The sequence below is a fragment of the Photobacterium sagamiensis genome, assembly GCF_050337085.1.
In the GTDB taxonomy this organism is placed as follows: domain Bacteria; phylum Pseudomonadota; class Gammaproteobacteria; order Enterobacterales; family Vibrionaceae; genus Photobacterium; species Photobacterium sagamiensis.
Map to the genome: position 1 here is coordinate 1 of NZ_JAKJSP010000044.1, position 12261 is coordinate 12261.

The window sequence follows — 12261 nt, forward strand, 5'->3', positions numbered from 1 at the left end:
AGGGTCTAGGGTCTAGGGTCTAGGGTCTAGGGTCTAGGGTCTAGGGTCTAGGGTCTAGGGTCTAGGGTCTAGGGTCTAGGAACATTTTAAGTACAAAAAAAGGAGAGCGATAGATGCTCTCCTTTTTATTGGTTTGTCAGATGAAAGTCTATGGTACTAGGACCGCTCTGCCGTTATTACGATTCTAAAATCACCGTTGCCACGGCATAGCGCTTTTCATCCGCAATGGTCAAATGAACGTGGTTAACGCCCATCGCCTCGGCCAACTCAGCGGCTTTGCCTGACAGACTCAAGACGGGCTTGCCCAGCTCATCATTACTGACTGTGAAGTCCTGAAAAGAAACGCCACAGGCAATGCCGGTTCCTAGGGCTTTGGATGCCGCTTCTTTGACGGCAAACCGTTTTGCCAGATAACGCCCCTTAAGCTTCAAACCCGCCAAGATTTCCAGCTCAGGCGCTGACAGAACTCGCTCAGCAAAGGCATCACCGGAGCGCGCATAGACTTTCTCTACGCGCTCGATGTCTGCGATATCTGTTCCCAGGCCGACAATTGCCATGCTTAGCGACGCGCTTCAAGCATGATAGCCTGCATATCAGCAACCGCTTTGTTCAGACCATCAAACACCGCACGGCCCATGATGGAGTGGCCAATGTTCAGCTCATAAATCTCAGGCAGGGCTGCCACAGGCTTCACGTTGTGATAGGTCAGACCGTGACCCGCATTCACTTTGATGCCCTGATCATCAGCGTAGCTTGCAGCTGCTGCAATCTTCTTCAGCTCCGCTTGCTGCTCTTCTTCGCTTTCTGCATCAGCATAATGACCGGTGTGCAGCTCGATATAAGGCGCACCAGAGGCAACTGCCGCATCAATCTGCTCACGGTCAGCATCAATAAACAAAGAGACTTTAATTCCTGCCGCCGTCAGTTTTTCTGTTGCCGCTTTAATTTTGTCCAGCTGACCGGCAACATCCAGACCACCTTCCGTAGTCAGCTCTTCCCGTTTTTCAGGTACCAGGCAAACGAACTCCGGCTGAGTTTCCAATGCAATGTTGACCATTTCATCAGTCACTGCCATTTCAAGGTTCATACGGGTCTGGATCGTTTCACGCAGAATACGGACATCACGGTCAGTAATATGGCGACGGTCTTCACGCAGGTGAATAGTAATACCATCGGCACCAGCACGTTCAGCGACTTCTGCAGCGTGAACAGGATCAGGGTATCGAGTACCTCGGGCGTTGCGTAGAGTGGCAATATGATCGATATTAACGCCGAGTAGTATGTTCTTCATTTTTGGGTACTCCTTCCTCTAGGGATAAATAATTCCCTGCTTTTTAATGGTTTCCCGCCAAGATAAGGTTTCAGGGCCATCCGTGTAAAGCGTTTTGCTGCCTTGAGTTGATCCGGCGTTTCAAAATGTCGGGCAGCTATCGCTTTAAGCTGGCTACCGGTAAAAGTCAGCTGGCCTGTCATCATTGACGCAATAAAACCTTTTTGCTCGCGGTAGTTATAAGTCATGCAGTCTTCCACAGGCAGACCACTACCGGCACAATGAAGAAAATCGATGCCATACCCCAGATGATGAAGCAGTGCCAGTTCAAAGCGCCGCAATGCAGGTTCTGGGTTATCCGCTTGCGCCAGCTCGCGCAGCACATTCAGATAATCCATAAACAACACTGGATAAGGCGTGTCATTCTCGAGAACCCGAGCCACGACTTCGTTAATGTACAGGGCGGAATAGAGGATATAGCCGCGCATGGGCAGGCCGATACTGATAGGTTCGGCATGATTCAATGTTCGCATTGAACCACGGCCGGACCATTTCATAAACAGAGGGGTGAAAGGCTGCAATGTGCCTTTGAGGTTGGAGCGCTTACGGCGCGCTCCTTTCGACAAGATAGTCAGACGACCACTGTCCTCGCTGAACACATCGAGGATCAGGCTCGTCTCACTATACGGGCGAGAATGAAGGACAAAACAGCGCTGCAGCCCCTCCATGGTGTTCCTTACAGATCGTCAATGTAACCCAGGCTACGCAGTGCACGTTCGTCATCTGCCCAACCCGATTTCACTTTAACCCATAGTTCCAGGTACACCTTACGCTCGAACAGATCTTCCATATCAATGCGGGCTTCACGACCAATGACTTTCATTTTCTCGCCATTTTTGCCGATCACCATTTTCTTCTGGCCCTTACGTTCAACCAGAATCAAGCCATTGATATCAAAACCATTAGTGCGCGGATTAAAATCGAAGCGTTCGATCTCAACGGTCACAGCATAGGGTAATTCTTCACCGGTAAAGCGCATCAGCTTTTCACGGATAATTTCAGATGCCATAAAACGCTGCGAACGGTCGGTCACATGATCTTCCGGGAAGTAGTATTCACCTTCCGGCAGGTGCTTGCGAACAATTTTTTCTACCGCATCAACGTTGGTACCGCTTTTCGCTGAGATTGGCACCACATCAACGAAGTCCATCTTCTTCGACAGCGCTTCAATATGCGGGAACAGATCGCCTTTTTCTTTCACGTTGTCGACCTTGTTGATCAGCAGTACTGTTGGCAGCTCACTCTTAATAAGCTTGTTCAGTACCATCTCATCATCGTCAGTCCACATTGTGCCATCAACCAGGAAAAGCACTAGCTCAACATCGGTCAACGAGCTGCTGGCCGCACGGTTCATTAAACGGTTAATGGTGCGTTTTTCTTCAATGTGCAGGCCCGGGGTATCAATATAAACCGCCTGGTAACCATCACGGGTATCAACACCCATAATACGGTGACGCGTTGTCTGTGGTTTACGTGAAGTGATCGATAACTTCTGCCCAACCAGACGGTTGATCAGAGTCGATTTACCGACGTTTGGTCGGCCTACGATGGCTATAAAGCCGCAATGTTGCTTATCTGTCATGATTCCAACTGCTTAAGAGCAAGTTCTGCTGCTGCCTGCTCTGCCTTGCGCCGGCTGCTGCCTTTACCAATCACAGGCTTATCCAAGCCTGTAATATCACATTGTACCGTGAACTCTTGATTATGAGCTTCACCGTGTACCTTAACTACAGTATAAGCAGGTAGCGGCAAACGACGCCCTTGCAAACACTCTTGCAGCCGTGTTTTAGGATCTTTCTGGTTAATACCAGGCTGAATGGTTTCAAGACGAGACTGATACCATGCAATAATGATTTTACGTACCTGCTCAGTGTCACTATCCAAATAGATCGCACCAATAATCGCTTCTACGCAATCCGCCAGAATGGAGTCACGGCGATAGCCACCGCTTTTTAACTCACCCGGGCCAAGCAGTAAATACTCACCAAGATCAAATTCACGCCCCAGCTCAGCCAGGGTCTTACCGCGAACTAATGTGGCACGCATACGACTCATGTCCCCTTCATCCACTTCAGGAAAGCGGTGGTATAAGTCATCTGCAATTACAAAGCTTAAAATGGAATCGCCCAGAAACTCCAGACGTTCATTATGAGTACTGTTAGCACTGCGATGTGTCAGTGCTAACGTCATCAAATCGCTATTATTAAATTGATACCCCAGCATGCGCTGAAGTCTATTAGCAGGAGATGTCATTTTATCTCGATCAGTTTATGCTACCGATGCGGTTAAAACGCACACCAGTAGGAATCCAGGATGGTAAGACACTCTCGGCACTTCTTTCAAACTCAAAGCTGATCCAGATCACGACCGCCTTTCCGACCAGGTTTGCTTCTGGTACAAAGCCCCAGAAACGACTGTCTGAACTGTTATCGCGGTTATCACCCATCATGAAATACTGGCCTTCAGGTACAACCCACTCGCTGATCCCCGGACGCGGATAATACTTTAGCGTGTGGTCTCGCTTCAGTGGATGTACTAAAATCTGATGATCTGCATCACCCAGTTTTTCATCTAGTTGGACAAAACGTGTCATGCCCTGACTGAACTCACTGTCAGTCATATTCGTCAGTGACACAGGGGTACAGGCTGCAGAACCTTTCGGAGCAATACAAAGCTGCTTGCTGGAACTGTAACGAATCGTATCGCCAGGCATACCTACAACACGTTTAATGTAGTCAACATTGGGTTGAGGCGGATACTTAAAGACCACGCTATCACCACGCTCTGGCTCACCGGTTTCAATCAACTTGTGACGGAATACCGGATCGCGAAGACCATAAGCGAATTTTTCAACCAGGATGAAATCCCCCACGAGTAACGTCGGCATCATTGAGCCGGATGGGATCTGGAACGGCTCATAAATAAATGAGCGAAATACCATAATGAGCGCAATCACCGGAAACATCGAGCTGGCTGATTCCACCCAGCTCGGTTGCGGTGCAATGGCTTCAAGGGTTTTGACATCTACTTGATCGCCAGCGTTAGCTGCTGCCGCATCAATCTTTAATTGACGTTTCGGTGCCCAGATAAATTTATCTAACGCCCAAATGATCCCAGTCAGTAGCGTGGCCAGAACCAGAATTAACGAAAAAGTATTTGCCATTTTATTCCCTATGAATGTCTCAACTCATCACAAACGGGTTAGTCCGTGAAACAGAAGTGCCGATTTAATGAATATAAATCAGCACTTCGTATGACTTCAAACTCGCTTGCGATGAGAAAAAAGTTACTACTTATTTTTTACCCACATGCAGAATTGCAAGGAACGCTTCCTGAGGCAGTTCGACATTACCGATCTGCTTCATACGCTTTTTACCTTCTTTCTGCTTCTGTAGCAGTTTCTTCTTACGGCTGATATCGCCACCGTAACACTTAGCAATAACGTTTTTACGTAACTGCTTAACGGTTGCACGGGCAATAATCATACCGCCAATCGCCGCTTGAATGGCGATATCAAACATCTGACGAGGAATAAATTCCTTCATCTTGTCGACTAAATCACGGCCGCGACCATTTGCATTATCTTTGTGCGTAATGATTGCCAGTGCATCAACACGCTCGCCGTTGATCATTACATCAACACGTACCATGTTTGATGGCTCGTAACGCTGGAAATTGTAATCTAGCGATGCGTAACCACGTGATGTCGATTTCAAACGGTCGAAGAAATCCAATACCACTTCTGACATTGGAATATCGTATGTCAACGCAACTTGGTTGCCGTGATAAACCATATCGACTTGCATACCACGTTTTTCAATACACAAGGTAATTACATTACCTAGGTATTCTGATGGTACCAAGATATTACAACGTGCAATTGGCTCACCAATGACTTCAATATCATTGACTGCCGGTAGCTTTGATGGGCTATCAACATAAACGGTACCGTTACGTGTTGTTTCGACTTCATAAACAACCGTTGGTGCCGTTGTAATAAGCGCAAGATCGTATTCACGTTCTAAGCGTTCTTGAACGATTTCCATATGCAACATGCCAAGGAAACCACAACGGAAACCAAAACCAAGTGCAGTAGAACTTTCTGGCTCGTAAAACAGTGACGCATCATTTAGGCTTAATTTACCCAGAGCATCACGGAAGTTCTCGTAGTCATCAGAAGAAACAGGGAACAGACCCGCATAAACCTGAGGTTTCACTTTCTGGAAACCAGGTAATGGTTCTTCACTGCCATCTTTGGCCGTTGTAATCGTATCACCAACAGGTGCGCCCAGGATGTCTTTAATACCACAAACAACCCAGCCTACTTCACCGGTATTCAGTTCGGTGGTATCGATTTGCTTAGGTGTAAAAATACCCAGGCGGTCAACATTCCAGACCTGACCGGTACTCATCATTTTAATTTTTGCATTTTTCTTTATTGAGCCATTTTTAACTCGAACCAAAGATACAATGCCTAAATAATTATCGAACCATGAGTCAATGATCAAGGCTTGTAACGGACCGTCAGGATCACCTTCTGGCGGAGGAATAGCGGCTACGATATTTTCAAGCACATCTTCAACGCCTAAACCTGTTTTCGCAGAACAACGCGTTGCTTCTAACGCATCGATACCGACAATGTCTTCAATTTCTTCTGCTACACGTTCTGGATCAGCAGCTGGCAGGTCGATTTTATTCAAAATCGGCACAACCTCTAAGTCCATCTCCATCGCTGTGTAACAGTTTGCTAATGTCTGAGCTTCAACGCCCTGACCTGCATCAACCACCAGCAAAGCACCTTCACAGGCAGCTAGGGAGCGCGATACTTCGTATGAGAAGTCAACGTGTCCTGGTGTATCGATGAAATTAAGCTGATAAGTTTCACCATCTTTAGCCGTATAGTCGAGTGTGACACTCTGGGCTTTGATAGTGATACCGCGTTCGCGTTCGAGATCCATGGAATCTAAAACCTGCGCAGACATTTCACGGTTGGAAAGGCCACCACAGACTTGAATTAGACGGTCGGATAAGGTCGACTTACCATGGTCGATATGTGCAATAATCGAAAAGTTACGAATGTGCTTCATGAATGGCGTGACTAGCTCGTGATTGAAATGAATGGGATCTTTTGATCAAGTTGACGGATTCTACCGAATTTCAGGGCTACTCGCTATCTTTCGATGTGGCATTTATCATCTTATCCACTGACAGAGGCTGCCCCAGCACTCGAATCAAGCTCGGTTCGTAAGCTGAATTTCCATCTAAGCGCCTGGCATAATGCCTGGCTATCAGCAAGCCAATGCCAGCACTGACAACTGCTGTCAGCACTACGCCTAACTCGCTGGTACCTGCTAATTCGACAAACCACCACTGCCCCAGCGCTGCACCCAGCAGTAAAAACAGCAAAGGCACGACATAAACCAGCAGGGCAGAACTCAGTACACTCTGTTCAGACAGGCCAATTTCAACCACCTGTCCAATCGTCAGCGACTTTTTCGTGGTGATTTTTACCTGATGGGCACGTCCCGGCACCGCTTTGCTCACAATACCCGTTCCACAACTATCTCGGGACGCGCAATGGCCACAGCTGGTTTGTTGCTGGCAACTGACGGTGATACGACCCGGCTCAACGGCAACGACGGTTGCCAGTGTGTTCATCATGGTGCAGCCTTTTCAGCCGTAGAATTAGCCCCGTTTTTTGAACCGACAAAAGCAATCGACTCTGCGACCCGACGCGCCGTCGCTGGAGGAATATCTCCGACAACGGTCACTTCTTTCTCACCTTGTAAATGGCTGTGCAACGTACGGCGCCCTTGTCTTACTAATTGCTCACGTACAGTATAGCTGTCTGCTTCTGAAACATAGATAGAAAAGCTAAATAATCCGTCACTGTACATTTTGCTTTCAACCGGCCGTTGAGTCAGGACTAAGCGATGGCGGTTACGAGAGACTGACTCAAACCCCTGAGGCAACCAGTTTACCTGCCAGCTCAGTTCGGCCTGAGGCTGGGGCGGCAACTGAACAACGGCAGGTAAATCAACACTGCGCAAGCTTTTCAGCACATCACCCACTTTAGGGTTCACAACATACGATACCGCACGATACTGCTCTAACGGTTCACCGTCACGATCGAGCAAATCTGCACGCATCACTAACCGGTTGCGATGATCAATCCACAACAGATAAGAATAACGTGCACCGTCTTTAGGGGCGATACGTACTACATCACAGGCAACGCCCGCCTCGCGAGCGCGCCCCATCGAGATGAAGTCATAATTGGCCGACAGCTCGTTAATATCAGACTGCATGATCGGCGGCAGGGGAGCCACCATCTTGTTGCTATCGATCGTAAAAGGATCCAGTCCTGGCTCGAAATAACTGATTTCATTGCCACGCTGAATCACCTCACGCGGCGGTCCGCTGAGGTAGATCAAATGCGCATACGTCTGGCCATCCTCAAGCGCATGGCGATAACGTAACGGTTCAATACTGTTTTTCTTAATTAAAATGTAGGACAGCTCGTAACTGAGCTCTCGACTAGCCTCATCCATCTGATGCAACAAAGCCTCTGCTGAAGCTATAGGTTCTTCGGCAAAGGCTTGCAAAGGCATCATCAGGCTGACCAGTGTCACGGCACCGACCAGAATTTTTCTCATTAATCCGCCACAGATGAATTTGTTTCTAACAACGTTCTGTCAATACTGCCATCTTCGGCATTAAAACGCAGCTGAAGCTCATAGTCTTGCAACATCGCATTAATACGACGGCGCTGCTCCATGAGCTGCGCTTCATCAGGTGTATTGTTATGCGCACCACTGCGGACAGAATCACGGGTTAAGCTGACAGGCTCAGCTTTGCCTGAAAATGGAATGGTTTGTAATACCGACAACTGCGAATCAGTCGCATCGGCAACCAATCCTTCGTTACCGCCATTGTATTGTTGTACACCAACAATAACCGCTAATGATACGGATGCCGCGATGGCTACCTGACCAAACTGGGTAAACCAAGCCGGTAGCGAGCGTTTAGCCTGACGCGGTGTCGGCTGAGACTCAGGGGGTTGCTGTGCAGTTCTTATATCAACAACAGGAGCAACCACTTCCGGCTCGGCACTAAAGTCCGTAAAACCTGTATGAGCAGGTTCATTTTCTAACGCCAGCGCGACATTCGCAGCAATGCTCCATTCTTTGCCTTGCGGAGCATCACCACGCATCACATCACCGATCAGGTTGAAGTTCTGCCAGACTTGCTCACTCTCTTTGTCAACGGCCAGCGCATTGATAATGCTCTGATCCAGTTCTTCGCCGTCAAGTAGCGCCGAAATTTTTTCTTTATCAGCCATTTTTTTCACCGTTTGGCTCAACATTATCGTTGCATAAGAGGACGGATACGTTTTTCAACCGCCTCTCGTGCACGGAATATTCGTGATCTTACTGTACCCACCGGACAACCCATCACCTCGGCAATATCTTCATAGCTTAAACCATCCAGTTCACGCAATGAGATCGCGGTTTTAAGATCGTCAGGTAATCCATCAATGGTACTAAAGACAACCCGCTTTAATTCATCAGACAACATTTGGTTCTCAGGGTTCGAAATTTCTTTCAACGCATTGCCATTTTCATAGTATTCCGCATCTTCAGCATTAACATCGGATGCTGGCGGACGGCGCCCCTGAGCGACTAAATAATTCTTCGCAGTATTAACAGCAATACGGTATAGCCATGTATAAAAAGCACTTTCGCCACGAAAAGTCGGCAAGGCGCGATACGCCTTAATGAAAGCTTCTTGCGCAACATCAGGCACATCGCCCGAGTTGCTGACATAACGTGCGACGAGGTTACAAACTTTATTCTGGTACTTAATCACCAGAAGGTTAAACGCTTGCTTATCGCCTCGCTGTACTCGTTCTATTAATACCTGATCTGTTTGCTGCTCGCTCATTCGAGCGTGTACTCCTATATCTGCCTTGCACTCGTTATTTCATACCTGCTTTGGCCTGACCTTGGGTTTAATGTCACTTTTGACACCATTCCCCGACCACCGAACCGGTGTTCTATGCAGACTGATTTTGTGAAAACACTCCCTACAATATTCAGTCAAATCGCAATAGTATGAAACATTTATGAGCATGAGCACTATCTAAGACCCGGGCATAACGGCAAAGTTCCGGACCGAATGAAATAAAATCTCAACAATAGTGCGCGATTTTTTTATCACGATGACGCATTATACAGCGATAAGTGCATAACGTTACACCAATTCCATTAATTATCAGGGTAATTAAGAGCCTGTCATCCGTAACCAGCCAAGCTCAGACTTTTTTTACATTGAGACTATTTGCTCTATATTGAGATTGTTTTCTCGTAATTGATGGTAATTGGTATTTGATGGTCACAATGACCAATCCAGATGGAATTTGGTAAGATATGGCGGATTGCCACAGGGATATGAATCGATATGAACGAAAACCGTGAACATCTTTGCGATGTATTAGTTATTGGTAGTGGTGCTGCCGGTTTATCACTTGCACTGCGCTTAGCACCACTAGGTAAAGTTATCGTCTTAAGCAAAGGTCCACGTAGTGAAGGTGCTACCTATTACGCTCAAGGTGGTATCGCCGCAGTATTTGATGAATCAGACAGCATCGATTCTCACGTTCAGGATACCCAGATTGCCGGTGCCCATTTGTGCGATGAATCTATCGTTCGCTTTATTGCCGAAAACGCCAAACACTGTGTACAGTGGCTAATCGATGGTGGTGTGCCTTTCGATCGTGAAGAAAACGACAATGACGATAGCAGCCCTCGTTATCATCTCACCCGTGAAGGCGGCCATAGCCACCGTCGAATTTTACATGCAGCAGATGCAACGGGCATGGCCGTTCAAAACTCGCTGCAGGAAAACGTTCTTAACCACCCTAATATCGAAGTATTAGAACGCCATAACGCACTCGATTTAATTACCCATCAGAAAATGGGGAACCACGATCAACCTAACCGTGTACTTGGCGCATACATCTGGAACCGAAATCATGAAGTGGTTGAAACCGTTCGCGCTAAGTTTGTGGTCTTAGCCACCGGCGGCGCTTCAAAAGTTTATCAATATACCTCCAACCCGGACGTCTCATCCGGTGATGGTATTGCCATGGCCTGGCGTGCTGGATGCCGCGTTGCCAACCTCGAATTTAACCAGTTCCATCCAACCTGCTTGTTCCACCCGGAAGCCCGTAACTTCCTGTTAACTGAAGCACTTCGTGGTGAAGGGGCCTATTTACGCCGCCCTGATGGTAGCCGCTTCATGCCTGATTTCGATGAGCGTGGCGAGCTGGCTCCGCGTGATGTCGTTGCACGGGCTATTGACTATGAAATGAAGCGTCTGGGTGCTGACTGCATGTATTTGGATATCAGCCATAAGCCTGAAGATTTTGTAAAAAAACATTTTCCGACGATTTATGAGAAGCTGTTAGGTTACAGCATTGATATCACTAAAGAGCCGATCCCTATCGTCCCTGCCGCCCACTACACCTGTGGCGGTGTCATGGTCGATACCGAAGGCCGCACGGATCTGGATGGCCTGTATGCAATAGGCGAAGTGAGTTATACCGGCTTGCACGGTGCTAACCGCATGGCGTCTAACTCTCTGCTCGAATGTGTAGTGTATGCCTGGGCTGCTGCAGAAAGCATCACCAAGAAACTAGAGCAAATCAGCATGCCCGGTTCACTGCCGAACTGGGATGAAAGCCAGGTTTGCTGCTCAGATGAAGAAGTCGTCATTCAGCACAACTGGCATGAACTGCGTCTGTTTATGTGGGACTATGTGGGTATTGTTCGCTCAACCAAACGATTGGAGCGTGCAATGCGCCGTATTCAGTTACTCAAACAGGAAATCGATGAGTACTACAGCCACTTCCGAGTATCCAATAACCTGCTGGAACTACGCAACCTGGTACTAGTCGCAGAGCTAATCGTTCGCTGCGCCATGGAACGAAAAGAAAGCCGCGGCCTGCATTACACGTTGGATTACAAAGAATCCAAAGCCGATTCAGGCCCGACGGTTCTGACGCCTGATCAGCCGTGTTAAGCAGTATTGAGGCAAGAAACGAGATACGAGATACGAGAGGCTAGAAACTCGACACTAGTAACTCGACACTCGACACTCCAAGACAAAATCCCTGCCAAGGCAGGGATTTTTGTTTCCGCATGTAAATAACGTTACAACAATACGTTTATTTTTCATTTAACTTTTCTTCAGCACAATGAAAGTTTGCATTGCGACACAATAAACTCAGGGTACGGAAATCTTTTTCATCACAGGCATCATGACAGATCAGCAGCCAACGCTGGTGCGTTACTTGCCTCACTCGGAGCAGAATAAAAAAACGCGTGATCACTTTGATCTCGATGATCTGCCAGGATTGTTGTTGCCAGGTCATCTGACCCGAAACCGTGATGCTCACACGGCCTCGCAGCCGAAAACAACGCTGCCATAGCTGAAGCCATTCCAGCCATAAACATTCGATAATAATAACAGCGGCAATGAAAGGGATAGCAGAGCGGAATACGGCAAGCAAAAGAAACATTGCCACACTAAGATATAACAGGCTCAGTGCGGCAATTGTAAGTTTGGAAGGGCGTAATAAAAGATCAGCGAAGTTTGCTGTTGTTGTGGGCAACAATTTTGTCCACCATTACCGCATGCGCAGGGTTTTCACTACGACCGTGGCCCATCATCCAGCTGAACAAATCAGGATCGTCACATGTCAGTAATGAGACTAAATCGTGCTGTTCCTGCTCTGACAAATCGTCAAAACACTCTTCAAAAAAAGGCATGATAAGCACATCTAGCTCAAGCATACCCCGGCGGCATGCCCATCTAAGGCGTGCTTTTTCATCGGCACTCAACATATACAACCTCAATTCTCTGTGTGA

Annotated in this window: 14 protein-coding genes; 1 reads left to right on the forward strand and 13 read right to left on the reverse strand. The window is 47.6% G+C overall.

Going from position 1 to position 12261, the window contains the following annotated elements:
* Positions 1-176: 176 nt before the first annotated feature.
* The 11 genes from acpS to rpoE all read right to left on the reverse strand — a co-directional run bounded on the left by acpS (position 177) and on the right by rpoE (position 9274).
* The gene (acpS, locus tag L4D76_RS19885; RefSeq protein WP_428442624.1) at positions 177-557 is read right to left on the reverse strand and encodes a holo-ACP synthase; all 381 of its coding nucleotides are present in this window, start codon (positions 555-557) and stop codon (positions 177-179) included.
* A gap of 2 nt (positions 558-559) precedes the next feature.
* The gene (gene pdxJ, locus L4D76_RS19890) at positions 560-1291 is read right to left on the reverse strand and encodes a pyridoxine 5'-phosphate synthase (RefSeq protein WP_428442625.1); all 732 of its coding nucleotides are present in this window, start codon (positions 1289-1291) and stop codon (positions 560-562) included.
* On the reverse strand, positions 1288-1998 hold the full coding sequence (recO, locus tag L4D76_RS19895; protein ID WP_428442626.1) for a DNA repair protein RecO: 711 nt from the start codon (positions 1996-1998) through the stop codon (positions 1288-1290). Before recO ends, pdxJ begins: the two co-directional genes overlap by 4 nt.
* An 8-nt stretch (positions 1999-2006) precedes the next feature.
* Positions 2007-2912, reverse strand: a complete 906-nt coding sequence (gene era / locus L4D76_RS19900) for a GTPase Era (protein ID WP_428442627.1) — start codon at positions 2910-2912, stop codon at positions 2007-2009.
* Positions 2909-3583: a ribonuclease III gene (gene rnc, locus L4D76_RS19905; RefSeq protein WP_428442628.1), complete on the reverse strand. Its 675-nt coding sequence runs from the start codon at positions 3581-3583 to the stop codon at positions 2909-2911. The genes era and rnc overlap by 4 nt, the downstream gene beginning before the upstream one ends.
* 10 nt (positions 3584-3593) lie before the next feature.
* On the reverse strand, positions 3594-4493 hold the full coding sequence (lepB, locus tag L4D76_RS19910; RefSeq protein ID WP_428442629.1) for a signal peptidase I: 900 nt from the start codon (positions 4491-4493) through the stop codon (positions 3594-3596).
* A 130-nt stretch (positions 4494-4623) separates the two neighbouring features.
* On the reverse strand, positions 4624-6417 hold the full coding sequence (gene lepA, locus L4D76_RS19915; RefSeq protein ID WP_428442630.1) for a translation elongation factor 4: 1794 nt from the start codon (positions 6415-6417) through the stop codon (positions 4624-4626).
* Between the two features lie 76 nt (positions 6418-6493).
* Positions 6494-6991 (reverse strand): SoxR reducing system RseC family protein, encoded by a 498-nt coding sequence (locus tag L4D76_RS19920; RefSeq protein ID WP_428442631.1) that lies wholly within the window; start codon positions 6989-6991, stop codon positions 6494-6496.
* Positions 6988-7986, reverse strand: coding sequence for a sigma-E factor regulatory protein RseB (rseB, locus tag L4D76_RS19925; protein WP_428442632.1), 999 nt, complete (start codon positions 7984-7986; stop codon positions 6988-6990). Before rseB ends, L4D76_RS19920 begins: the two co-directional genes overlap by 4 nt.
* Positions 7986-8672 (reverse strand): RseA family anti-sigma factor, encoded by a 687-nt coding sequence (locus tag L4D76_RS19930; RefSeq protein WP_428442633.1) that lies wholly within the window; start codon positions 8670-8672, stop codon positions 7986-7988. Before L4D76_RS19930 ends, rseB begins: the two co-directional genes overlap by 1 nt.
* 23 nt (positions 8673-8695) lie before the next feature.
* Positions 8696-9274, reverse strand: coding sequence for an RNA polymerase sigma factor RpoE (gene rpoE / locus L4D76_RS19935; RefSeq protein ID WP_428442634.1), 579 nt, complete (start codon positions 9272-9274; stop codon positions 8696-8698).
* A 516-nt stretch (positions 9275-9790) separates the two neighbouring features.
* On the opposite strand from rpoE, the gene nadB reads away from it, so the two are divergent.
* On the forward strand, positions 9791-11413 hold the full coding sequence (nadB, locus tag L4D76_RS19940) for an L-aspartate oxidase (RefSeq protein WP_428442635.1): 1623 nt from the start codon (positions 9791-9793) through the stop codon (positions 11411-11413).
* 145 nt (positions 11414-11558) lie between these two features.
* Here the strand turns inward: nadB and L4D76_RS19945 are convergent, their stop codons facing one another.
* Both L4D76_RS19945 and L4D76_RS19950 read right to left on the reverse strand, forming a co-directional pair.
* A complete protein-coding gene (locus L4D76_RS19945) occupies positions 11559-12008 on the reverse strand; it encodes a protein YgfX (protein ID WP_428442636.1) in 450 nt (149 codons plus the stop codon).
* Positions 11977-12237, reverse strand: a complete 261-nt coding sequence (locus L4D76_RS19950; protein WP_428442637.1) for an FAD assembly factor SdhE — start codon at positions 12235-12237, stop codon at positions 11977-11979. The genes L4D76_RS19945 and L4D76_RS19950 overlap by 32 nt, the downstream gene beginning before the upstream one ends.
* Positions 12238-12261: the final 24 nt, after the last annotated feature.